19 protein-coding genes and 2 pseudogenes are annotated in these 24,584 nt (G+C 59.8%); 10 read left to right on the top strand and 11 right to left on the bottom strand.

Features of this window, described 5'->3' with window-relative positions; genetic code table 11:
* The first annotated feature begins 166 nt into the window (after positions 1-166).
* Positions 167-1,798 (top strand): amidase, encoded by a 1,632-nt coding sequence (locus FIV39_RS24900; protein ID WP_090402270.1) that lies wholly within the window; start codon positions 167-169, stop codon positions 1,796-1,798.
* Between the two features lie 88 nt (positions 1,799-1,886).
* On the top strand, positions 1,887-3,110 hold the full coding sequence (locus FIV39_RS24895) for an OprD family porin (protein ID WP_090402268.1): 1,224 nt from the start codon (positions 1,887-1,889) through the stop codon (positions 3,108-3,110).
* Positions 3,111-3,163: 53 nt separating this feature from the next.
* On the opposite strand, the gene FIV39_RS24890 is transcribed toward FIV39_RS24895, so the two are convergent.
* The 4 genes from FIV39_RS24890 to FIV39_RS24875 form a co-directional block, all read right to left on the bottom strand.
* Positions 3,164-3,964, bottom strand: coding sequence for an IclR family transcriptional regulator (locus FIV39_RS24890; protein WP_090402266.1), 801 nt, complete (start codon positions 3,962-3,964; stop codon positions 3,164-3,166).
* Between the two features lie 74 nt (positions 3,965-4,038).
* Positions 4,039-5,379 (bottom strand): MFS transporter, encoded by a 1,341-nt coding sequence (locus FIV39_RS24885; protein ID WP_090402264.1) that lies wholly within the window; start codon positions 5,377-5,379, stop codon positions 4,039-4,041.
* A 62-nt stretch (positions 5,380-5,441) separates the two neighbouring features.
* Positions 5,442-7,031 (bottom strand): GMC family oxidoreductase, encoded by a 1,590-nt coding sequence (locus tag FIV39_RS24880; RefSeq protein ID WP_090402262.1) that lies wholly within the window; start codon positions 7,029-7,031, stop codon positions 5,442-5,444.
* A gap of 30 nt (positions 7,032-7,061) precedes the next feature.
* A complete protein-coding gene (locus FIV39_RS24875) occupies positions 7,062-8,492 on the bottom strand; it encodes an NAD-dependent succinate-semialdehyde dehydrogenase (RefSeq protein WP_090409880.1) in 1,431 nt (476 codons plus the stop codon).
* A gap of 190 nt (positions 8,493-8,682) precedes the next feature.
* Between FIV39_RS24875 and FIV39_RS24870 the strand changes: the two genes are divergently transcribed.
* From FIV39_RS24870 to FIV39_RS24850, 5 genes are all read left to right on the top strand, one after another.
* Positions 8,683-9,078 carry a cupin domain-containing protein gene (locus tag FIV39_RS24870; RefSeq protein ID WP_090402260.1) on the top strand — a complete coding sequence of 132 codons (396 nt, stop codon included), beginning with the start codon at positions 8,683-8,685 and terminating at the stop codon, positions 9,076-9,078.
* Positions 9,075-9,842 (top strand): HpcH/HpaI aldolase family protein, encoded by a 768-nt coding sequence (locus FIV39_RS24865; protein WP_090402258.1) that lies wholly within the window; start codon positions 9,075-9,077, stop codon positions 9,840-9,842. Before FIV39_RS24870 ends, FIV39_RS24865 begins: the two co-directional genes overlap by 4 nt.
* A gap of 30 nt (positions 9,843-9,872) precedes the next feature.
* Complete coding sequence (locus FIV39_RS24860; protein WP_146371632.1) at positions 9,873-10,805, top strand: DUF6282 family protein; 933 nt, start codon at positions 9,873-9,875, stop codon at positions 10,803-10,805.
* 10 nt (positions 10,806-10,815) lie between these two features.
* Positions 10,816-11,877, top strand: a complete 1,062-nt coding sequence (locus FIV39_RS24855; protein ID WP_090402254.1) for a beta/alpha barrel domain-containing protein — start codon at positions 10,816-10,818, stop codon at positions 11,875-11,877.
* Between the two features lie 160 nt (positions 11,878-12,037).
* On the top strand, positions 12,038-12,391 hold the full coding sequence (locus FIV39_RS24850) for a DOPA 4,5-dioxygenase family protein (protein WP_090402252.1): 354 nt from the start codon (positions 12,038-12,040) through the stop codon (positions 12,389-12,391).
* 274 nt (positions 12,392-12,665) lie between these two features.
* On the opposite strand, the gene FIV39_RS24845 is transcribed toward FIV39_RS24850, so the two are convergent.
* The 3 genes and pseudogenes from FIV39_RS24845 to FIV39_RS24835 all read right to left on the bottom strand — a co-directional run bounded on the left by FIV39_RS24845 (position 12,666) and on the right by FIV39_RS24835 (position 14,712).
* The gene (locus FIV39_RS24845; RefSeq protein ID WP_208603992.1) at positions 12,666-13,073 is read right to left on the bottom strand and encodes a hypothetical protein; all 408 of its coding nucleotides are present in this window, start codon (positions 13,071-13,073) and stop codon (positions 12,666-12,668) included.
* 83 nt (positions 13,074-13,156) lie between these two features.
* A pseudogene (locus FIV39_RS33225) lies at positions 13,157-13,423 on the bottom strand (transposase domain-containing protein); the annotation flags it as partial.
* 308 nt (positions 13,424-13,731) lie between these two features.
* On the bottom strand, positions 13,732-14,712 hold the full coding sequence (locus FIV39_RS24835; RefSeq protein ID WP_090402250.1) for an AraC family transcriptional regulator: 981 nt from the start codon (positions 14,710-14,712) through the stop codon (positions 13,732-13,734).
* Positions 14,713-14,900: 188 nt separating this feature from the next.
* Here FIV39_RS24835 and FIV39_RS33605 point away from each other — a divergent pair.
* Positions 14,901-16,009, top strand: a pseudogene (locus FIV39_RS33605) (aldo/keto reductase).
* A 272-nt stretch (positions 16,010-16,281) separates the two neighbouring features.
* Positions 16,282-16,812, top strand: a complete 531-nt coding sequence (locus FIV39_RS24820; RefSeq protein ID WP_186731554.1) for a hypothetical protein — start codon at positions 16,282-16,284, stop codon at positions 16,810-16,812.
* A 50-nt stretch (positions 16,813-16,862) separates the two neighbouring features.
* Here FIV39_RS24820 and FIV39_RS24815 read toward each other — a convergent pair whose 3' ends face one another.
* Positions 16,863-17,762 (bottom strand): fatty acid desaturase family protein, encoded by a 900-nt coding sequence (locus tag FIV39_RS24815; protein WP_090402247.1) that lies wholly within the window; start codon positions 17,760-17,762, stop codon positions 16,863-16,865.
* A gap of 143 nt (positions 17,763-17,905) precedes the next feature.
* On the opposite strand from FIV39_RS24815, the gene FIV39_RS24810 reads away from it, so the two are divergent.
* Entirely contained in the window at positions 17,906-18,928 is a 1,023-nt protein-coding gene (locus FIV39_RS24810) for an AraC family transcriptional regulator (RefSeq protein WP_090402245.1), read from the top strand.
* Positions 18,929-19,031: 103 nt separating this feature from the next.
* Here FIV39_RS24810 and fabF read toward each other — a convergent pair whose 3' ends face one another.
* The 3 genes from fabF to FIV39_RS24795 form a co-directional block, all read right to left on the bottom strand.
* Positions 19,032-20,324 (bottom strand): beta-ketoacyl-ACP synthase II, encoded by a 1,293-nt coding sequence (gene fabF / locus FIV39_RS24805; RefSeq protein ID WP_090402243.1) that lies wholly within the window; start codon positions 20,322-20,324, stop codon positions 19,032-19,034.
* Positions 20,325-20,404: 80 nt separating this feature from the next.
* Positions 20,405-23,461 (bottom strand): efflux RND transporter permease subunit, encoded by a 3,057-nt coding sequence (locus FIV39_RS24800; RefSeq protein WP_090402240.1) that lies wholly within the window; start codon positions 23,459-23,461, stop codon positions 20,405-20,407.
* Complete coding sequence (locus tag FIV39_RS24795; RefSeq protein ID WP_090402238.1) at positions 23,458-24,570, bottom strand: efflux RND transporter periplasmic adaptor subunit; 1,113 nt, start codon at positions 24,568-24,570, stop codon at positions 23,458-23,460. The genes FIV39_RS24800 and FIV39_RS24795 overlap by 4 nt, the downstream gene beginning before the upstream one ends.
* Positions 24,571-24,584 lie beyond the last annotated feature (14 nt).

The raw sequence follows: 24,584 nt of genomic DNA, 5'->3' as shown, positions 1-24,584 counted from the left end.
AGAGAGCCACCATGCACCTCATCTGAACCGACCCGAGGACACTGCCCAACCAATGAGATGACAGCTTTTTCTTGCGTTACACGTTTAGGCCTTTTGCTGGTGAAACCCGGCAACCACAACAAGAAAAACTCCATAAGCCTTTAAACTGCCACTGACAGGAATACTGATGTCCATTACCGAAAACGACTCAAACACCCCGCAAGGCACGGGCGGTACCGATGCAGGCCGCCGCCAGGTTTTAAAAGGACTTGTCGGCGGGGTTATCGCCGGTTCGCTGCCCGGCGTTGCCTGGTCTGCGGCCGTTCAACCCGCCGTGGGCAGCCCCCAAACACCCGCGAAAGCGACGGGAGAGATTGTCGACTGGAGTGCGACCCAATTGAGCCTGGCCATTCATAGGCGGCAGGTGTCTTGCCGTGAGGTGATGGCGGCCTATTTGGCGCGCATCGAGCAGCTCAATCCAACCTATAACGCCCTCGTCGCCCTGCGCGACTCCAACACCCTGCTTAAAGAGGCATCGACCTACGACGTCAAACTCAAGGCGGGCGAATCCCTGGGTTGGCTGCATGGTATCCCGCAAGCACCCAAGGACCTGGCGTTGACCAAGGATATCGTCACCACCTTTGGCTCGCCGTTGCTGCAAAAAAATCAACCCAAGGTAGATTCGATTCACGTCGCCCGAGCGCGGGCTGCCGGTGCGTTGATGATCGGCAAAACCAATACCCCCGAATTCGGCCTCGGCTCCCAAACGTACAACCCTGTGTACGGACCTACCCGCAACCCCTACAACCCGCAGAAAACCAGCGGCGGCAGCAGCGGTGGCGCCGCCACGGCGCTGGCGTTGCGTATGCTGCCGGTGGCCGATGGCAGTGACTTCGGCGGTTCCCTGCGCAACCCGGCGGCATTCTGCAACGTGTACGGCATGCGCCCGAGCCAGGGCCGGGTACCCCGCAGCCCGGCAGATGAAGTGTTTATCTCTCAGCTTGGCTACAGCGGTCCGATGGCGCGCACAGTACCGGACTTGGCGTTGCTGCTGGCCACCCAGTCGGGCCTGGACCTGTCCGATGCGCTGTCGCTGGAAACCTCTGCCGAGTTGGCCGCACTGACCCCGCAAAACGTTGAACACGTCCTTCAGTCTCGACAAACGGGCAAGAAAATTGGCTGGCTGGAGGATTGGGACGGTTACCTGGCCATGGAGCCCGGCATCCTGGCGCTCTGTGAAAAAGCCCTGGGCAACCTGGCCGACCAAGGCATGCTCATCGAACCGCTCAAGTCGCCGTTTGCGCCCGAACGCCTGTGGGACACCTGGCTGGTACACCGCCACTTCGGCATTGGCAATGGCCTGCTGAAATACTACGAGGATCCGGCCAAACGCGCGCTGCTCAAGCCCGAGGCTATCTGGGAAATCGAAGGCTCGCTGAAGCTCTCCGCCGCGGATTTCTTCAACGCCAGCAAAACGCGGAGTGCCTGGTACAAGTCCCTCGTCACGCTGTTTGAACACTATGATTATCTGGCGGCCCCCACCGCCCAGGTGTTCCCGTTTGACGTCAACGAACACTGGCCCACACAAATCAACGGGCGCTCGATGGATACCTACCATCGGTGGATGGAAACCTGCTTTCCATGGACGTTATCGGGCAGCCCGATCATCAGCGTTCCGGTGGGTTTCAGCGCTCAAGGACTGCCCATGGGCATGCAATTGATCGGGCGCCCCCGTGACGACTTGGGCCTGCTCAAACTGGCGTACGCCTATGAGCAACACAACGACTGGGTCAACACGAGACGCCCGGCGCTCCAATAAAAACAGCAACGCCACTATCTAACTGAAAGAGCACCGTGCGGCCGCCTTCTTTGGCCGACGCGTGTGCGCCTGCACCTGGGGTATAAAAATGAACAACAAATATGTGTTTCATGTTGCGCTGACCTGCGCCCTGCCCCTGAGCGCGCTGGCCGATAACAGTGGCTTTATCGAGGACTCACACTTCTCCATAAAAGCCCGCAATTTCTATATGAACCGCAACTTTCTCGATGACCGTACTTCCCAGAATTATTCTGAGGAATGGGCACAAGGCTTTATCGGGATTTTCGAATCAGGCTTCACCACGGGTACCATCGGGTTCGGTGTGGACGCCATTGGCCTGCTCGGCATCAAGCTGGATACCGGTAACGGCCGTAAGGGCGGCGGGACGCTGCTGCTCGAAGAGGACAGTGACGGCGCCAAATCTCAATACTCAAAGGGCGGCGTGGCGGTAAAAGCCAAGATATCCAATACCGTATTGAAATATGGCGAGCAACTGATGAGCCTGCCGGTGCTAGCCACCAGCGACAACCGACTGCTGCCGGAGACCACTCAGGGCTGGCTTGTCACCAGCAAGGAAATCACCGACCTGACGCTGCACGCCGGCCACTTCACCGCCATGCGCAGTCGCGACCAGAGCGAGCACGACAGCAGCCACCTCAGTTCCCTCGACCTGTTTGGCGGCAGCTACCAGATCAACCGCAACCTCAATGCCCGGGCCTACCATTCGGATGTCGAAGACTATTGGCGCAAGCACTACGTGGGCGCCACCGCCAGCCTGCCCTTGGGCGAAGGCTACAGCACCAAATTCGACTTCAACGGCTATGACACCAAGAGCCAGGGTCAGCAGCGCGGCGGTGTGTTGGACAACCGCATCTGGAGCCTCTCGGCCTCGCTGGCAGCCGGCCCGCACACGTTCTTGATTGCCCACCAGCGCGTCACTGGCCATGGCAACTACAGCTACGGCGTGGACGGCAACAGCACCGTTTTCCTGGCCAACTCCGTGCAGTACTCGGACTTTAACTACGAAAACGAGCGTTCCTGGCAGGCGCGCTACGACTTCGATTTTGCCGCTCTGGGTGTGCCGGGGTTGAGCTTTATGACGCGCTATCTGAAGGGTACCGACTTCCACACCGCCAAAACCGACGACGGTCACGCGTGGGAGCGTGATATCGAAGCCAAGTACGTGGTGCAATCCGGGTCGGCCAAGAACCTGTCATTCCGGGTTCGTCAGGCCAGCTTTCGCAGCCCGGACCGAGGCTTGAACTTCAACGAGGTGAGGCTGATCACCGAGTATCCGATCAACGTCTTCTGAGTCAGGCATTACCCGGCCACGCCCCGCTGCGGGACGTGGCCGGAGAGCCAGAACTACAGGCGGCGGTAGGTACCCGCGTGCAGTCGTTCGCTGATTTCTGCGGCGGCCGACTGCAACTCGCGCAGCATGGCGGCCGGTGGCGGCGATGGGATCGCCGCGCTTGGGCCAACAATGCCGATGGTCCCGACAATCAGGTCGTTCTCGCGGAAGATCGGGCAGCACAGCGCATTGATACCCAGGGTCACTTCACCGTCGGCGTCGTCGTACAGGCGCTGACGGATCAACGCCAGGCGCTGCACCAATTCATCGGGATCATGCAACGTACGCTCAGTCAGGCGCGGCATCTTGCGCCGCAGCACCCGCTGCTGGCTGGCCGCGTCCGCAAACGCCAGCACCGTTCGCCCCTGGGCAGAACAGTACGGCAGCACGCGGTTACCCGGCTTCACCGAAATGCACACATTGGCCTTGGATTCGACGCACGACACTACCAACGCCGTGTCATGGGTCGCGACCGCCAACAACGCGGTCTGCCCGGTGGCATCGCGGATACGGGTGAGGTAAGGGTCAGCGATGGCGCGCAAATCGAACTGCTCGCCAGCGGCCTCGCCATAGGCCACCAGGCGAGCACCGAGCAGGTATTTTTCGCTGACAGGGTCTTGCTCGAGAATACCGAGCTGGCGCATCGACGCCAGGTGCCGGTAGGTCCTCGGCTTGGCGGTCTGCAGTTGATGAGCGAGTTCGGTCACCCCCAGCGGACGGCGCGCGGCCGTCAGCTCATCAAGCAGGCGGAACACCATTTCCACTGATTCCAGCAGTACGGGGCCGGTGCTGGGCTTTTCGTCATCCTGTACCAAGAGGTCACCTCAAGCGATAGCTGGGAAAGCCCCGATTGTATCGCTTGAAGAAACACTTGTGTTGGTCTGCGACATCAAATGACGGACGCTTCGCCCACCGCCGAGGCGGCACGCGCCGAGGGTAGTTTGACGCGAAACATCACGAACGCGCCGAGCAACGTCATGGCCGCCAGTACATACAGGCCATATTCCAAGTGCCCGCTGCTCTGTTTGACCCAGCCCATCATGAAAGGACTGGCATACCCCCCCAGGTTGCCCACCGTTGCGATCAGCGCGATACCCGCTGCCGCTGCGGTGCCCGTCAACAACACGCCCGGCAGCGCCCAGAGCACACAAAAACCTGCCAGGCCACCGGACATCGCCAGGCTCAGCCCCGCCAGAGACAGCACCGGGTGCTCGTGGAAATACGCCGCGAACGCCAGCCCCAGCGCGGAAGCCAGGTTGCACAGCGTGCCGTGCCAACGCCGTTCACGGGTTCTGTCGGAATGGCGGCTGACCAGCACCATTACCACCGAAGCCACGGCGAAGGGAATGGCCGCGATCAACCCGGTATGGAACAGACTCTTGATGCCCAGCCCCTGAACAATCTGCGGCAACCAGAACGACACGCCATAGGTGCCGCACAGTAACGCGAAGTTCACGTAGATCAGGCACCACAGCGCCTTGTTCACAAATGCCCCACGAAAGTTGTGACTGGCGCCCGCGGCCTCATGCTGCTGACGCTGCGTGGCGAGTTGCTGCACCACCCGGGCATTCTGCTCCGGGGTCAACCAGTGCACGTTGCCAGGCCGGTCATCCAGGTAGAAGTACACAACGATGCCCAGCAATACGGCGGGCAAGCCTTCGAGCAGGAACAACCACTGCCAGCCCGCCATACCGCCGTAACCGGCGAAGGTCTGCATGATCCAGCCGGACAACGGGCTGCCCAATACCCCCGCCATGGCGATGCCCAGGTTGAACCAGGCCATGCCTTGGGAACGGGCATAGGACGGAAACCAGTAGGTCATGTACAGCACGACACCGGGATAAAACCCGGCTTCCGCCATGCCCAGCAGGAAGCGCAGCACATAGAAGGCGTTCGGGGTTTTGACGAACAGCATGGCGATCGACAACAACCCCCAGGTGATCATGATGCGGGTGATCCAGAACCGCGCACCCACGCGCTGCAACACCATGTTGCTAGGGATCTCGCACAGGCAGTAGCCGATAAAGAACACACCGGCGCCAAAGCCGAAGGCCATGTCGCTGAGGCCAATGTCGGCGGCCATCTGCAACTTGGCGAAACCGACATTGACCCGGTCCAGGAAGGCGACCACGTACAACACGAACAGAAACGGCAGGATGCGCCAGGCGATCCGATTGTAGAGCGCGCAGTCCTGCGCGCTGTCGAAGGTGTTCCGGGATATGAGGTTCATCGCTGTACTCTTGTAATTGTTGTATAGGCGAAGAAGCGCCGGTCAAGGCGAGGGTCAGTGACTCAGGCGGCACTCCCCAGGATGAAGTCGGCACAGCGCTCGCCGATCATGATGCTCGGCGCATTGGTGTTGCCACTGACGATGGTTGGCATGATGGACGCGTCGGCCACCCGCAGCCCTTGAACGCCGTGGACCCGCAGGTCCGGCCCGACCACGGCGGCGGCGTCCGTGCCCATGCGGCAGGTGCCCGCCGGGTGGAATACCGTCTTGGCCACACTGCGTACATAGTCCTCCAGGACCTGGTCAGGCACATCGTCGTGGTCCGGTAGCAGCAACATGTTGTGAACCACACTGGCCAGTGCCGGGGCCCGCAGGATCCGCCGCGCGAACTTCACCCCGGCGACCAGGGTGCGCAGGTCGTATTCGTCACTCAGGTAGTTGGCTTTGAGCGACATCTCTTGCATCGGGTCGGCGCTTTTCAGGCGCAACTGGCCACGGGAACGCGGGCGCAAGACACAAGGGTTGATCGAGATCCCGTGACCGCTGGGCGGCAAGCGATCGATGTCGCCGACCAGCGCAGGCACCACATGGAACTGCACGTCTGGGCGGCCGCAGCCGGTGGCGTCGACAAAGGCACCGCTTTCCACCACGTTGGAGCTCAGCAGGCCACTGCGATTGGCCAGGTACTTCAGGCCATGCCCCAACGCGTGCAGCCCGCGATCATGACCCAACAGGCTCACCGGTTTGCGTGTCTGGGCGTAGACCGAAGCACTGAGATGGTCCTGGAAATTCTCGCCGACACCCGAAGCATCGACGCGGGTGGTAATGCCCATCTCGTCCAGATGACACCGTGGCCCGATGCCGGACAGCATCAGCAGCTTGGGCGAAGCAATCGCGCCGGCGCTGACGATCACCTCGGCACGCGCGGTGAATCTGCGCGCCACGCCGTCGCGACCGCTGGCTTGCACGCCGATGACGCGCGCACCGTCGAACAGCAACTCGGTAACGTGTGTATCGGTAAGCACGTTCAGGTTCGGGTCGTTACGCAGCGGCCGCAGGTAGCTCACCGCCGAACTGGCGCGCCGACCGTGGGACGTAGTGGTCTGATAGAACCCTGCGCCCTCCTGGCGTGTGCCGTTGAAATCATCGGTGGCCGGCACCCCGGCCTCGACGGCCGCCTGCACGAAAGCACGGCTCAAGGCGTGATGGTGACGGGGGTCGCTGACGTTGAGCGGGCCCTGCTGACCGTGCAGTTCCCCCCCCAACCGGGCGTTGGATTCGCAACGGCGAAACACCGGCAGCACGTCCTGCCAGCCCCAACCCGGGCAGCCGCTAGCCTCCCAATGGTCGTAGTCTTGAGCTTGGCCGCGAATGTAGATCATCGCATTGACCGAACTGCCGCCGCCCAGCGTTCGGCCCTGGGGGATGTACACCTGGCGCTGGTTGACGAAGGGTTCGGGTTCCGTGCGGTACATCCAGGTACGGCGAGTGCCATGGACCCTGATGAAGGTACCGGGAATGTGGATATATGGATGGTTGTCGGCAGGCCCGGCCTCCAGCAGCAGTACCTGCTTGCCCGCACTCGCCAGCCGTGCGCTCAGCGCACAGCCGGCGGAACCCGCGCCAACGACAATGTAGTCAACGGTTTTCATTGTTATTGTTCTCGATGCGTCGTGGGGTTCTCAGCCGATCTGGCTGACGAACTTGGTGGTGAAGTAAGCGTCCAGGCCTTCACTGCCGCCTTCACTGCCGTAACCGCTGTCTTTCACACCGCCGAAAGGCGTCTCGGGCGCGGCCAGGCCGAAGTGGTTGATGGAAACCATCCCGGATTCCAACTCGTCCGCCAGCAAGGTGGCGCGCTGGATCGAACGGGTAAAGGCAAACGCGGCCAGACCGAACGGCAGGCTGTTGGCTTTCTCGATCACGTCTTCGACGGTGTCGAAACGCACGACGGAGGCGATCGGGCCAAAGGGTTCTTCGCACATGACCCGTGCGCCTTCAGGCACATCCGTCAGCACCGTGGCGGGGTAAAAGAAACCCGGTCCGCCGGTCCCCTTGCCGCCCAATGCCAGGTGCGCACCCAACGCCAGGGCGTCATCGACGTATTCCTGCACGGCAGTGACGCGACGCGGGTTAGCCAACGGGCCCAATTGCGTCGACGCGTCGTGACCGTCACCCAGTTTGATGGCGGCACCGGCCTTGCAGAACGCTTCGACAAACTGCTCATACACCGAAGATTGCACGTAGAAGCGCGTCGGCGAGGCACAGATCTGCCCGCCATTGCGAAACTTCAGGCCGGCACCCAGAGCGGCCACAGCATTTACATCGACGTCATCACACACAATGAACGGCGCGTGCCCACCCAACTCCAGCGTGCAACGCTTCAGGTGCTGGCCGGCCAGGGCGCCGAGGGACCGCCCCACGGGCACGGAGCCGGTAAAGGAGACCTTGCGGATGACGTCCGAGCGGATCAGGTAATCCGAGACTTCGGCAGGCACGCCGAATACCAGATTCAACACCCCTTCCGGTACGCCGGCGTCCTGGAAGGCACGGCACAGTTCGATGCAGGACGAAGGGGTTTCTTCCGGGCCCTTGGCAATGATCGAACACCCGGCCGCGAGAGCCCCGGCGATCTTGCGTACCAACTGGCTGACCGGGAAGTTCCACGGGCTGAACGCGGCCACCGGGCCCACCGGCTCGCGCAGCACCGTCTGGCGCACACCCCGGACGCGCGGCGGAATCACCCGGCCATAGGCACGCCGACCTTCTTCGGCGTACCAGTCGATATGGTCCCCCGCGCCGAACGCTTCCAGTTTGGCTTCGGCCAACGGTTTGCCCTGTTCCAGGGTGATCAAGGCCGCAATTTCATCCGAGCGCTGACGCACCAGATCCGCCGCCTTGCGCAGGATTTTCGAGCGATCGTAGGCGGATGTTTTGCGCCACACCTGGAAACCACGCTGGGCCGCTGCCAAGGCGCGGTCCAGATCGGCCGTGGACGCCAGGCTCAACTTGGCAATCTGTTCACCCGTGGCGGGATTGAACACATCAGCCTGGTGGAGATGGGTTCCGGAGGACCATTGACCGTCAATCAGTAGGGATTCGATAACGCGCATGTAGAAGGCCTTCAAAGGATGATTTTTATTTCACTGAAAGAAACACGATTTCTTTATACGACTCAATCCTAGGTTTTGTACGGCTTCACTGTCAAGGTCGAAAAAGCCACTTGACGATCCCTCATTGCGAGCGCTAGCTTTATCTTACAAAGAAATACTATTCCTACAAAAGAAACAAAAGGAACAACATATGAGCCTTGCCAAAGCCCTGCTTCACAATTGGAACGAACTGCCGCGCGAGACTGTGCGCAAAGGCGTCGAGCGCGTGGCATTCCGGGGTGATGACACCCTGTGTGTAATGAACTGGCTGACCCCGGGCATGGACGTGTTTCCCCACAGCCATACCTTCGAACAGCTGGTGATCATCGTGCAGGGTCGCGTGCGCTTTCACCTGGGCGCCGACGTGGTCGAAGGCGGCCCGGGCAGCATGATCCGCATTCCGGCGCATGTGATTCATTACGCAGAGCCCGTCGGCGACGAGGTGGTGATGAACCTCGATGTGTTCTCACCGATTCGCGATGACTATCGACACCTGATCGAGTACCAGGCCGCCGAGTTCGCCGAAGCCGAGCGGTCGCAGGCATGAACCGCCTGGGGTTCGCTTCACGGTTGCGTGCCGGAGAGTCGTTGGTCAGCACCTTTATCAAGACCCCCAGCCATGCGGTCGTCGAGATCGCCGGTGAGTGCGGGCTGGATGCGGTGGTGCTGGATGCCGAACACGCGCCCTTCGATCCGGCCAGCCTGGACCGTGGTTTGCTGGCGTGCCGCGCCGTTGATGTCGCCGGGCTGATCCGTGTCGCCGATGACCGCCCCGCGACCTTGCTGCAAGCCCTTGACCTGGGTGCCGACGGCCTGGTCTTGCCCCATATCGTCGATGGGGCTCAAGCACGCCAGATATTGCAGGCAACCCGGTATCGCAATGGCTGTCGTGGTTTCTCCAACTCGCCCAGGGCTGGCAGCTACGGCCGCGCCAACCTCGCCGAACACATGGCCGCTGAGGACGGTCGTCACGCGATCATTGCCCAGATAGAGGACCGTGCAGCACTGGACAACCTGGCGGCGATCGCCAGCGTCGAGCAGATTGACTGCCTGCTGGTCGGTCGTGCCGACCTGGCCGTCTCGCTCGGCGTCAGTTCACTGGATGATCCGCGCGTCGAGTCCGCTGTCAGCCGCGTGATCGAAGCTGCACGGCAAGCCGGCAAGGCTGCCGGGATTTTTGTCTCCAACAGCGAAGACCTGGAGCGCTTCAGCACCAAGGGAATGCGCTTTTTCATTCTGGGCTCGGACCAGGCGGTGCTGCGCACTGGCTGGACTCAACAGGTACGTCATTTCCACAGTTTGACTCGCTGAGCTGACTGCAAAACAACAAAAGGTAACCCCATGAACGCCATCATCCATACACCCGTCAACGAAGAACGTCAGGCTCGCATCGACAGTCTCATCCGCGGCGCCATTGATCTGCACTGCCACAGCGGCCCCTCAGTCATGCCGCGCTACTGCGACCATATTGAAGCCATGCGCGAAGCCAGCGAGGCTGGTTTGAAGGCGGTGTTGCTCAAGGATCACTATTACAGCTGCACACCCGTGACGACCTTGCTGAACAAGCACTTCAGCGAACTTGACGTTCACATGCTGTCGGGCGTGCCCCTGAACAACTCGGTCGGAGGGCTCAACGTCCATGCCGTCGAGCACGGCTTGAAGCTGGGTGCGAAACTGGTCTGGATGCCAACGTTTTCCTCGGCCAACCACATCGCCCATCACCATCAGGACGAGAAATTTACCGAAAAATTCCCGCAAACCACCCAACGCATGCTACAGCCGATCCCATTGACCGTACTCGATGAAAACGGCCGTCTGAAGGAGGAAGTGAAAGCGATCCTCGACCTGATTGCCGCAGAAGACGTGGTGCTGTCTGCCGGTCATCTGAACATCAAGGAAATCTGGCCGTTGTTCGAAGAAGCTCGCAATCGTGGCGTCAAACGACTGCTGGTCAACCATCCGACCTACGTCGTCGATGCCACGCTCGATGACATGCGCCAATTGGCCAGGGAAGGCGTCTACATGGAGCACTCCATGTGCATGTGGGTACCCGGGTCGAAGTTCAAGTTCTATGACGATCAATTTCTGCAACAAGTGATCGAAGCGGGAACCGTGGGCCTGACCATTCTCGGTTCCGACCTGGGCCAGCAAGGTAATCCAAGCATCGCCGAGGGCTTTCGTAATGTCATTGGCCAACTGCTGGATCTGAACTACAGCGACGAGGATATTCGCAAGATGACCTCCGGTAACGCTTCCCGCTTGATGAATCTGTGAGTGCACGCTCATGACGCGACTTATCACCCAGATTGGTTCACTGTCTTTTAAGAATCCGGTCTTCTGCGGGGCTGGCGAGCAGACCATGACTCGCGATGCCATCCGCGCAGCCCTGGCCAGCGGTGCTGGCGCGGTGGTAGCCAAATCCACCAACGAATCGCAAGCCGCAAAGCACCAACTGGATAAGACGGACTATGTGCTGCTGGATTCGACCTGGAACCGTTTGCCGTGGGACTTCTCTCCACCACCGGATGCCAGCCTTTTCGGTCGTTCAGGTTTGGTACAACGCGGTTTTGCCGAATGGCTCGACGACCTGGCGAAGCTGGACCTCGAAGCTCGGCAGCAGGATGCTTACGTTATTCCCAGCCTGATCCTCAGTGACCTCGAACAATGTGCGGACTTCGCCCGACGGATCGAACAGGCAGGCCTGCGAGTGTTGGAGCTGAACATTGGCGCCCCTCACGGTGAAGAAGCAGCCAAGGGCGCCATCGTCCTTGAGCGAGGCGCGGCACGCATTGAAGCCATTGTGTCGCGTATCCGGCGGGCGACGACATTACCGCTGTGGATCAAGCTCACCGGGCAAAGCGAGGACGTTGTTGGCCTGGCTCAGGCCGCGCGCAGGGGCGGAGCCGACAGCGTCGTGATGATGGGCCGTTTCATGGGTTTTCTGCCGGACCTGGAAACCGGGCGGCCCCTGCTGGGAACCAGTGCCGCAATAGGTGGGGGTTGGGCACTACCACTGACCGCACGCTGGCTGATGATGACGCGCAGAGCCATGGGCGACGACTACCCGCTGATCGCCACCAACGGCGCTCGCAGCGGGCTGGACGTCGCGCGTTTTTTGCTGTCCGGGGCCTGCGCCACAGAGATGACCTCCGCGGTGTTCACGGGCGGCTATGAAGTGTTGTCCCGTGCTGTACGCGAGCTGGATGAATATGTAGTCAAACGAGGTCTCAGCGTCGAGCAACTGCTGGGCAGTGCGGCTGATCAGGTGCAGACCTATCAACAGCAACCTGACCGACCAGAGTGGTGGAAAGGCTTTGCCCCGGAGTGCCCAGGGTCTCCCGCCTGAAACGGCTTGGTCGGGAGATCACTGACAGTTGGCGATTGATGTTGCCTTGAGGAAGGGCCCAAAGGGCCCGTTTTTCAGACTATCATCCGGTCGAACGTGAGGGCGCCGCCACAGCTTTAGGATAGTGTGGCTCGATCTATTCAACAGGATAAATGTACTCATGAGTCGAATTCGTGGATTTCACGCACATGTGTATTTCAGCGCCGAGACGTTTGAGCAAGCCCGCATTTTGTGTGAGCACGCCAGCAAGCTATTTACGTTAAAAATGGGACGTATGCATACAGAGCCGGTTGGGCCACACCCCGACTGGAGTTGTCAGTTAGCTTTTCGCCCGGCCGTCTTTGGAGAACTGGTTCCCTGGCTGGCGCTTAACCGGGGTGAGTTGGTCATCTTCGTTCACCCCATCACCCGTAACGAATTGGCTGACCATCGCGATCATGCCATCTGGATGGGAGAGGTTCGACCGCTGGATCTGTCGACGTTGAATGAAGGCTCGACTGAATATGAACTCTAACTCAAGGCGTTGATGTAAGGTCCTACTGCTGGAATAAATCACCAACAGATAATCTCAAGCGAACGTACAAGCCTCGTCGAAACACAGACACGGCAGCATTGGCTGCAGTGGGTTTGTTCGTAACCCAGATTGACATTGCTACGAAATAGTGTGCGTGGACATGAGATCGAACGATCTCCTTTACCCGCTCGGGTCCCCCTTCATAGCGAAAGGTTCTGGATTTGTTTTGGGCGTGGGGAAACGAGCTCGCAAAATCGCGCTCGCCTCCAAACGGTCAGTGTGCCAACGCTTTGGTGGGATAAAGACCAAGCCAACCCGGTGATGGCTCACCTTTGACTTCACCGAGGTAAAGGCCGATCTGAGCACGGAAGCGCTCGACTGCTGCACGATCAGCCATGAAGTGCTCGAAAGCCGTAGGGTCGGTGTTGGGGTATTCCCAAATCTGCTTATAACCCTTTGGCGGTGCGACGTCCGTCCGTACCGACCACATGTACCAAACCTCACTTTGGGTTTTCTTGTCCAGCAACCAGCTTAGGTAAAGCTTCGCTGTCGCTGGATGTTTAGTGCCTTTCAAGATCGCCGCGCGCTGGGCCCAGGATACGAAAGGATCCTGTTTTGGCAGGACAAAACGCGAATGGGCTGCTGGGTCCGGCCTCAACGCGCCGTCGGTGGAGAACGTCACACTGGACTGTCCGCTTTCAACGTCGTCCGCTGGAGCCTGAGTACCCCGCACGTAGCGAGGTTGTTGATCCCTGAACCGCTCGACATACGACCAGCCATGCGTACTTGAGGAAAGCCGGTATCGCCATGCTGGTTGCTGGCAGAGTCGTAACGCGCACGGTTTTCGGGTGTATCGGGCGTTCGCCAGACGACGCCATCGACACCCAGCAAGCGCAACCCGGCCCAAGTGGGATAGCCGGCCGCTTCATGCCAGCTTTTTTGAGTCAAATCGAAGACTTGTCGTACGGCCTCGCTGCCCAGCCGCTGACGGGCCTGGACTACGGCGCTGGGCGCGACCAGCGGACGTTGCCCAAATCCTTAGAGGGAATTGGGAGTCGATACGAAGTTGTGGGTCTGTTCCAGTGTTCGAGCCAGACGCATAAAAAAATCCGATGCCTATTCAGGCATCGGATTTTGATTTTTTGCGACCAAAGGTCAAGCAACGAGCTTTAACTGATCGGCATTAGGCCTAAGCCTCTTTTTTGGGTTTCTACATACTTCAATGGAAGCCTATAGAAAATAATTAAAGCGGGAAACGAGACTCGCACTTGGTGGACGAATCATTGAAATTAAAGAATTTCTTCTTTCCGCAGCAAGAAAAGACTTCCTCGGCGGCGCGGTTAGTCGAGCCGACCACCATTTTCCCGTGCGTGCTTGATGTCTCTCGAGGGTGGGGCTCCGAAACGTCGGGCATATTCGCGGCTGAACTGGGCGACGCTTTCATAGCCGACCCGCAACGCGGCGGTGTTCACGTCTACACGCTCGGTCAACATCAGGCTGCGCGCGGCTTGCAGCCGTAGCGATTTTTGATACTGAATGGGGCTGGTGCCTGTCAGCTTTCGAAACCGGTGATGCAGGGTAGAGCTGGCCATTCCTGATCGTTCGGCGAGCTCGGCCACGTGCAGCGGCTTGTCGTAATGATATTTTAGCCATTCAATGGCTCTCACAATGCCCTTGTCCCGGTAACCATCGCGAGTGACGCTGCGCAACAAATGCCCCGCTTCACTGAGCAGCAGCCTACCGTATATCTCCCGCTTGATAAGGCCCGACATCAAACCTGCTTCAAGCGGCCGTTCGATCAACGTGGAGAGTCGAGCGAACGCATCGAGTAGCTCACTCGTCACCATACCGGATACGAAGCCCCGTGCCTCAGTAGCCGTTTCCTGCTTTGGCGGTTCCAGGGTCAGGATCACCTCGTTGAGCATGGAAAAATCGAGCTTCAACACAATGGATAAATAAGGAGTTTGCTCGCTAGCCGCGTTAACGCGAGCCAGTGTGGGTATATCGACCGAAGTGACGAAAAACGCGCCTTGCTCGAACTTACAGGCTTCCTCGCCGAACGTGATCTCCTTCGCGCCCTGCAGAATGATGGCCACGCAGGGCTCATAAATGCAGTACTTGGGCGTACCTAGTTCGGCCACTCGATAAAAAGCCAAGCCAGGAATCGACGTCGTGCAAGCCTCGGCCAAGCCAATCTGCAGAGTGACTTTTTCGATAAGCCGTCTGAGTGCCTGGAGGCGCTCGTTGGGCTGAGTGGGTTCGCGCACGCTCGGGGAATGCGCATGGCTGATACGGAACTGCGAAAAGGAACCGCTCGTCATCACATGCACCCCTATTTACGGAATGTTCGAGTCTCCTGAGAGTATGTGACCAGCACAAGTGCATCGGCAGGATTGTGCAAAAAATATGGCGCATTAGGGTCATCCGGCCGACCCTCGTTGTTCTAACTTCTCTTACGAATACCGGCTTCGATGGCCCCCTGAAACCTCAGTCTCTAAAGGAAGATTGGATGGATAGACGAGATTTTCTTACCTATTCGGCGACTGGCGCTGTTGCAGCCGCTTTGCTGCCAGCACTGAGTGTCGCAAGTTCGGCGGCTACAGCCCCTGCGCCCTCTTCGCTGACAGAGCGCGGACGCGTGATGCCTACGCGAGGGCGGCTCGTACGCGCAGACCTGCCCCTCAATTCCCCCTCGCAGACAATGAGATACATGACCCCTCAACGCTTTGGCATGGGCGGGACGCAGATCGGCAATATCTTTGCGCTAATCGACGACGTGCAGGCGGGTTTGATTCTGCGACTGCTTGGGGGGCGGGTGTAAGGCTTTACGAAATATCGCCGTTCTGCGGGTTTGGCTTGAGTGAGTATCGTCTGGGCCGCTTTCTTCATGACAAAGATCCAGACGACTATGTGACCTCCACCAAGGTCGGCCGCGTATTGACGGCCGCGGGTGGCCCGCGTGCGGACCATGCGATCTGGAAGTCGCCTGCGCCCTTCAACTATGACTACACCGCGGCAGGCGTGCGAGGCTCCGTGGAAGACAGTCTGCAGCGTCAGGGACTGCCTCGTATCGAATCGCGCGCACAGGGGTGATGGTTGAGCTAGAAAAGATGCGTGATGAAGTTCTCATCAAGGCATGGGCCTTAGGCGTCAATACACCGAACGCCATGGTTCAGGTACTGACCAGCAATGACCCGATGCCCAACATCGCATTGCTTGCCTGCCAGTATTCCCTCCTCGACCACGCCGATGCGTTGCGCAGCACCTTTGCGTCGCTGAAAAGCAAGGGCACCAGTGTCGTGGTGGGAACACCACTGAATGATGGGGTTCTGGGAGACCGTAGCCGATATAACTTCAGTCAGGATCTACCTGCCGGAGCGGTAGAGAAGCGGGCGCGAATCATGGCCGTTGCCAGTCGACATGGCATCGATATTCATACTGCCGCCTTGCAGTTCGCAGCAGCACATCCGCAAGTGTCCGCGATTATTCCGGGGGCGCGTTCGCCGGGGCAAATCGTTTCCAATGTACAGGCGATGAAGGTCGGTATTCCGGTAGCCTTTTTGGGAAGAGCTGAAGAACCAAGGCTTGATCGATGCTCAAGCACCGGTTCCCTCATGAGCAGGGTCCACGCCCGGGCTACCTGCTGATGTAACGCTATAGTCTTCAGCCTCATTTATCCCGTGGCTGGTTTCGAACTTATCCTCCTGGGTGCAGCAACGATGCAAGCAGCAGCCGCTTTATTAGCAACTTACCGGGACACGCTTTAAATTTCTGTCGCGGCGATCACTTATATCTACAACGTCGGGAATTCAAGGACCTTATTCTCCAGCAAATAAACTGCGTACGCGTTCAAACGAGAACGCTAGCCTAAGGTCGTCATCAATGAAAACATGAACCTCTCCCTCTGGATTTTGCGTTGGCTGCGTAGAGGTAGCCTCCCGGTTGAAATCGGACGCACTTTTCACTTCATCAGCGACGCGATCACTCTTGGACTATACCTATTCTTGTGGCTCTCAGGTCTTGGTTTCCTTGCCCTTTACGCGATGGAGTCACCGGAAAAATTTGAAAACCCTAGACTCTGGGCGAATGTAATCGTGGTGATCGTCCTGACCATCAATGGAGTCATCATCCGCGCGTTTGTGTTACCAGAAACACTACCCGACTTGAGTCGCCTCCTGCTCTTTGGGGTTTCCCGCAGGAGAGCTGCCTTATTTCTTGCAGCAGGTGCGGCTTCGGGTGTGTCTTGGTACACAGCTTTTGCCTTCGGCATTTTTCGTGAGTTAAACAACAGCGTCACATTCACCCTGTTGGTCATCATGTGGCTTACGCTGATAATAGCCGCCTCTCTCGCCGCAATCCTGCTTTGGTTAAACTCTGCCGCGGGATCAAGAAGATCGCCTTCGCTCAGCCCTCCGATTTAAAATAAGGACCATTCTGGACATTGATATTTTCGAAGCTTGGGCCCCCCCTGCTACTCAGGACGCCGCGCGGCTTCGACATTGCGTCGATTGAAGGTACCGATCATAGGTGTTCCGTGGGCACGCATGATCGGCTCGATACGGCGATGCAGTGCGTGGTAGTGATAGAACGGCACCCGCGGGAATAGGTGGTGAACGGAGTGCAGGTTCTGCCCGAGCCAGAACCACTCCAACGGTTTCATCCATCCGGGCATGATCAGACTGTTGGTGTTCCGGTAACGAGAGGAGTCCTTGTACGGCACGTGGGGGCGATAGGCGAACCAGTACGCGACGAAGTATCCACCGGCCAAGTAGCCGAACAACAGCAGAGCCCAGGTATGCTCTCGCTCAATGAGCGTAATGAGCGCAACCCGCCAGCCGATCGCGAACAGCACTTCAGCAATGTACGCCGCCTTTACCCGCCGTGGAGCGGTCGGCCAATAATCGCGGAACAAGAAGGTGTTCTGGACCCACAGAAAACGAAATCCGCAAACCAGGAAGGCGAGCAATCCACCGCTCATGCCGTTAACGACGTAGTCCGGATCCTTGTCCGGCTGGTTGGTGTAGCGATGATGGGTGAAATGCTCGACCTTGTGAGTAGAGAACGGCACTATCATCAAAGGCGCGACCAGGTACCCACAAAGATCATTGAGCCACTGCAGTCGATTATGATCACCGTGAATGTTTCCATGCACGGCCTCATGCAGAGGTGTATAGGACATGTATGTAACGACGGCGTAGATCAGCGTTGCAGTTGTCAGCGACAACTGGCCTGTCGCAAACAGGTAAAAGTCCCCAATAAGCGATGTCCACACCAGTAACACCAGTGCCATCGTCGGCCAGGCCAGTTCAGCGGTGTATTCGCGTGCCGTGGCGACGGCCTTCTTATTCAGCGCGTTGAGATCCAGATCCATGGTCGTCCTCCCGGGACGTTCTTATTGTTTGGTGTTTGCGCAACCTTAGCGGGTAGTCGTGTAGCCTTAGTAGGACATGGGGGGCCTTTCGCCATGCATTTCTGGCCAGGCCGTATCACACCGTTGTTTCAGAAGATTCCGGCATGGGCATACCAAAGCACGCGAGCTTTAAGCACCCCGTCGCCATCAGTCAGGTGATGGTGAACTTCGCCGCGCGCTACGGCGTCCATGCACAGACGTGCCTGCTGGGTACCGGCATCATCGAAGCGCAGCTGCGGGACGCGGACGCCCTGATCACACGCGAGCAGGAGATGCGTCTGATTGAAAACCTGATGCTCGCTTTGCCGGACGTTCCCGCACTGGGCTTCGAGCTCGGCCTGCGATACAACGTTGCGACTTTCGGCATCTGGGGATTTGCGCTGCGAACCAGTCGCAATGTGCGCGAGGCCGTTCAGTGCGCGCTGCGCTATCTGCCGCTCAGCACGGCGTACTGCCGATTGGAGATATTCTGCGACCAGCACGAATATGGCACTAGCGTCGACGCCTCGGCGATCCCGCACCACCTGCGGCAGTTCCTGTTGGAGCGAGATATGGCGACAGGCATTCGTCTGTTCGACGAGCTGGCGTTGTCGGGATTGCATGTGCTGCGGCTCGAATTTCAGGGCAGGCCGCCGGCGCACGCGGACCGGATCGAAGCACTCAGCGGCATCGCGCCACACTATGGATGTTCGCGCAACGCCATCGTGCTGCGTCGGCAAGATGCGGAGTTGCCTCTGCCGATGTACGACCTACATCTGGTCCGACTGTTGGAAGATCAGTGCCGCACGCAACTGCAGAGACGGCAAGTCGGCGGCGTCACCGGCCAGGTCCGACAATTTCTCTTGGGGGCAACGGGGCTGGCAGCCTCCCTCGAAGAGGTTGCGAATCAGCTGGCGATGGCCCCGCGCAGCCTGCATCGCAGGCTGACAGAGGAAGGCACTACCTTCCGTAAACTCGTCGAGGCGGAGCGCAAACAACTCGCTGGGCAACTGTTGGAAAATACTGAGATGAAGCAGGAGGATCTAGCGTTTCAGCTTGGCTACGCTGATTCTACAGCCTTCGCGCGTGCGTTCCGGCGCTGGTTTGGACAGTCACCGAACGAGTATCGGAAAGTCTCAAAGCGGTGAGCGCAAATCAGCAACTCCTAACTCTAGCGGTCGGCTTGCATGACGGTCTATCGTGCAAAAACAACCGACCGTCAGCCATAAGCCGGTCACTTGAGTTTTACACTCAGTGTTTAGCATCCCAGCGGCGGAATAGGACACTGGCGTTGACGCCGCCGAACCCGAATCCATTTGAGAGCGCGTGGGTGATCGGCATCTTCCGGGCATTCAGGGCAACCAGATCAAGCCCGTCTGCGGCCTCATCGGGATGATGCAGGTTCAGCGTGGGCGGTACGACCTGGTCACGCAGCGCCAGCACCGCGAAGATGGCTTCAATGCCCCCGGCCGCGCCCAGCAGGTGCCCGGTAGCGGATTTGGTAGAGGTGATCGCCACACCGGAGTCAGTGCCGAACACCGAGCGAATGGCGGCCAGTTCCCCGCTATCGCCGACCTGGGTGGAGGTCGCGTGGGCATTGATGTGCTGCACGTCGGCAGGGCTGACAGCGGCTTGGCGCAGCGCTTGCTCCATGGCACGCCGCGCGCCATTACCGTCTTCAGGGCCTGCCGTCAGGTGGTAGGCATCGGCACTGGTGCCGTAGCCGACCAGTTCCGCCAAGGGCTTGGCCCCGCGTGCCAGGGCATGTTCCAGCGATTCGATCACCAGCACGCCGGCGCCCTCGGCCATGACAAAACCGTCGCGATCACGGTCGAAGGGACGCGACGCTTCCTGCGGGCGCTCGGCAAATCCCGTGGACAGCGCGCGAGCCGCCGCGAAGCAACCTAGGGTGACACGGTCGATTGCCGCTTCGGTACCACCGCACAAGGCGATATCAGCCTCACCGCACCTGATCAACCTGGCCGCATCGCCGATGGCCTGCACCCCAGCTGCGCAGGCGGTTACCGGCGCGCCGAGCGGCCCCTTGAAACCGTGGCGGATGGAAATATTCCCCGCCGCCATGTTGGCCAGAAAGGCCGGTGCCGTGAACGGTGACAAGCGTCGCGGGCCGCGGGCGTCGGTGGTGCGTACGGCATCGGCAATCGCGCCAAAGCCACCCACGCCCGACGAGATAATCGTGGCGGTCCGCTCCTGGTCGGCCGCTTCAGTCGGATGCCAGTTGGCCTGGGCCAGAGCTTCGTCGGCGGCTACCAGGGCGAACTCGATGAAGCGATCCATTTTCTTGCGATCCTTGACCGAAATGACGCGCTCCGGGTCATAACCGGCGCTGGCGTCTTCCTCCAGCGACGGCACCTGGCCGCCCACCGCCACACCGGTACCCTCGGTGATATCGCCAGGCAGGATACGAATGCCGGAGCGTCCGGCCAGCAACCGCTGCCAGACTTCTTCAACGCCGCAGCCCAGGGGGCCAACAATACCTACGCCCGTGACAACAATTCGCTTTTGACCTTCGGCAGTACTCATAAGAACCTCTTCATTTCTCAGTCGACGCGCAATAGAAGCAGTCAGCGCTCGTTTGCTTACACCAGCCTCGCTGTTTCAGTTTAAGCAGGATGGTCAGGACGGATCTTGAACCAGATGGAATACATCGCTGGCAGGAAGACCAGCGTCATGATAGTGCCGACGAACGTGCCGCCGATCAGCGTGTAGGCCAGCGTCCCCCAGAAGACCGAGTGTGTCAGGGGGATGAACGCCAGGATGGCCGCCAGCGCCGTCAGCAGCACGGGGCGGGCCCGCTGTACCGTGGCTTCGATGACCGCGTGGAACGGATCCAGCCCTTCTTGCGCGTTGTGATGGATCTGCCCGATCAGGATCAACGTGTTGCGCATCAAGATGCCCGAGAGTGCGATCAGGCCGACCAGGGCGTTGATCCCAAAAGGCTGGTGGAAGATCAGCAGGGTTGGCACCACGCCAATCAATCCCAGTGGCGCAGTGAAGAACACCATCATCATGGCCGAGATCGAACGCACCTGCACGATGATGATCAGCAGCGTCAGGGCAACCATGATCGGCAGCAGCGGCACGATCGCCTGGCCGGCCTTGCCCGACTCCTCGATGGCCCCGGCCTGCTCGATCCGGTACCCGTCAGGAAGGCTGTCGATGATCGGCTGCAATTGCTTGATGATCGCGCTCGATACGTCTGGCGGCTGCAAGTCTTCGGCAATGTCGCCGCGCACGGTAATGGTCGGCGTGCGATCACGCCGCCGCAGGATCGGGTCCTCCATGCGCACATCAACCTCGCCGACCTGGGACAGCGGAACACGCTGCCCCGTCGCGCCCACCAGGGTAAAGCCTTCTATCTTGGCGGGATCGAGCCGAATATCACCCGCAGCGCGGCCGACCACCTGCACCGAACGGATGTCCTCGCGAACCGCCGTAATCGGCACCCCCGTGAGCAGGAACTGCAACTGCTGGGCGACGGAATTAGAGGTCAGGCCCACCGCCTGCAAGCGATCTTGATCCAGGCTGAAATGCAGCGTCGGCGTCAGTGGTCCCCAGTCGGTATTGACGGTCCGCATCATCGGGCTCGCTTGCATGACGTCTTGTACCCGGCCGGCGATCTCGCGCAACGTTGACGGGTCGGGGCCCATGACCCGGTAGGCCACGGGGAATGGCGAATACGGACCAAACACCAGTTGAGTCACCCGCACCCGAGCCTGCGGGGCGAGCCCTTCGGCGACTGCTTCGCGAAGACGGAACTTGAGGGTCTCACGGGCTTCCTGGCTGTCGGTCAGCACCACAATCTTGGCGAAGGACGGGTCAGGGAGCTCCGGCGCCATCGCCAGGTAGAAGCGCGGCGCACCTTGACCGATATAGGCGGTGACGATTTTCGCCTCATCCTGCTTTTGCAACCAGGCCTCGACCTTGGCAGTGGCGGCGCTGGTCTGCTCGATGGAGGTTCCATAGGGCATCTGCACCTCGACCATCACCTCGGGACGGTCTGAGGTCGGGAAGAATTGCTTCTTGACCAGGCCCATGCCGAGAATCGCCACGACAAATGTCGCGACCACGGTGCCGACTACCCACCATTTGCGCGCGATGACGCGGGTCAGAATCCGGCGGAAGCGGTTGTAATGACGAGTGTTGTAGATGGCCGCGTGACCGCCCTCGACCGGCTTGATGTCCGGCAACATCTTCACCCCCAGGTATGGCGTGAAGGCCACCGCCACCACCCAGGAGGCAATCAGGGCGATGCCGACGATCCAGAACATGTTGCTGGTGTATTCACCGGCGGTCGACTGCGCAAAGCCGTTGGGCATGAAGCCAATCGCCGTCACCAGCGTACCGGACAGCATTGGCGCAGCGGTGTGGCTCCAGGCATAGGCGGAGGCTTTGATCCGGTCGTAGCCCTCCTCCATCTTCACCACCATCATTTCGATCGCGATGATCGCGTCGTCCACCAACAGTCCGAGCGCCAGGATCAGCGAACCCAGGGTGATGCGGTCAAAGTTCTTTCCAGTGGCCGCCATCACCACAAACACTATCGCCAGTGTCAACGGTACGGCGGCTGCGACCACAACGCCTACACGCCAGCCCATGCTGAGAAAGCAAACGAGCATTACAACCAGCAACGCGACAAAAAACTTGACCATGAACTCGCCGACGGCCGAATCAATGTTCACGGCTTGATCGGTGACCTTGGTCAGCGTCATGCCCAGTGGCATGCCTTCATTGATCCTGGTCGTCTCGGCGTCCAGTGCCTTGCCCAGGTCCAGGCCGTTCCAGCCCTCGCGCATTATGACCCCTAGCAGCAGAGCCTCTTCGCCGTTATTGCGCACCAGGAAAGTAGCGGGGTCTTCATAGCCGCGCTCGACTGTCGCGACGTCCGAGAGCTTCAGCGTGCGCCCCTGGACCGCAAGCGGTGTATCGCGAATTTTCGCCAATTTATCGAAGGCGCCGTCCACCCGCAGGACAACCTGCGGACCGTTGGTTTCGATAGAGCCAGCAGGCGTGAGCAGATTCTGGCCGTTTAGCGCGGCGAAGATCTCCTGGGGCGAGACGCCCAAGGTGGCCAAGCGATCATGGGAGAACGACACAAAAATGCGCTCGGCCTGCTCACCGATGATGTTGACCTTCTTCACCCCCGCCACGTGCAACAGGCGTTGGCGCAACGACTCAGCATCACGTACCAGCAGACGCTGCGGTTCGCCTTTGGCTTTCAGGGCGAACAGCGCGAATGTCACATCGGCAAACTCGTCGTTCACCATCGGCCCGATGACGCCCGCCGGCAGCCGGGTGGCCTCATCGTCGAGTTTTTTGCGCGCCTGATAGAACTCCTCTTGCACTTGCGAAGGTGGCGTGCGATCGACCAGCGACACCATGGTGAAAGCCAGACCTGGACGGGTGTAGGTTTCCGTGCGGTCGTACCATTTCAGTTCTTGCAGGCGCTTTTCAAGCGGCTCGGCGACCTGGTCCTGCATCTCTTGGGCGGTCGCGCCCGGCCATGCCGTGATGACGGTCAACTGCTTGACCGTGAACGGCGGGTCCTCGGCACGCCCCAACTGGAAGAACGCCAAGGTACCGGCGACGGCAATCAGGAAGATCAGGAACACCGTAATAGAGCGCTCGCGAACCGCGAGCGCCGATAAATTGAGGCTCATTGACGGCTCCCAGCAACCTTCACATCAACCGGCTCGGTCATCAGCCGCACTTCATCACCATCGCGCAGCAGATGCGCGCCCAGCGCGACAATGCGCTCGCCGACCTTGAGCTCACCTGCAACTCGGGCGGCGTCGTCGCTCAAGCCCAGTACCTGAACAGGTCGCCAGCTGACTTTCGCCGGTTCGCCGGCAATGACCCATACACCGGGTCCCTTGCCCGGGTCATAGAGGGCAGCGATCGGAACTTGCAGGACCGGCCCTTGCGCGGAGTCTTCGGCGATCCGAAGGGTGACGGTCGAACCCAACGGCGCATTGGCCAGCCCACCTGCCAATACATACCGAGCCTCAAAGGTGCGCGTCACACGGTCAGCCGAATCCGAGAGCAGTCTCAGCTTCGCAGTGACAGCAGCCGAGGTGTTGCCATAAAGCGTCGCCTGCGCGGTGGACCCTGCGGCCGGACGCAAGGTTTCTGGCAACTGCACGATGGCTTCGCGCTGCCCGGCCCGCGCCAGTCGAATTACGATTTGCCCGGGGCTGACCACCTGCCCTGGCTCGGCGAGCGTCTCCATCACAACACCGTCGGCGTCCGCGAGCAACACGGCATAGCCCGACGCATTACGGGCCACGTCAGCCTGGGCTTGCGCGGCACTCAGTTGCGCCTTCGCGGTATCGGCTGCGGCTTTGATTTGGTCGTAGCCCGAGGCGGAAATGGCACCGGCGGCAACCAGGTCGCGATAGCGAACCTCGTCATCCGCGGTTTGTTTGGCTCGGGCTTTGGCGGCAGCGACAGCTTCTTGCTGCGCTCGTGCTTGCAACCCTAAGTCAATGGGGTCGAGACGCATGAGCGGCTGACCACGCTTAACGGTCTGACCGGTATCGACCAGACGCTCAAGCACCTTGCCCGACACTCTAAAACCCAGGTCACTCTGGACGCGAGCCGCCACGACGCCGGTGAAAGAACGCGAGAGACCGGACGAATCCTGAACTTCAGAGATCCTCACCAAGGGGGCAAGGGTGCGCGGATCTTTAGCGGTGGAAGAGTCGCCACACGCCGTCAAGATGAGAGGCAACAAGCAAGCGGCGAGGGGGACAGGTCGAAGCCGGCGCATAGGTTCCCTTTACT

Source organism: Pseudomonas grimontii, assembly GCF_007858185.1.
GTDB lineage: Bacteria > Pseudomonadota > Gammaproteobacteria > Pseudomonadales > Pseudomonadaceae > Aquipseudomonas > Aquipseudomonas grimontii.
Note: the sequence above shows the minus strand (reverse complement) of the source record. Positions and strands in the feature narration are given on the sequence as shown.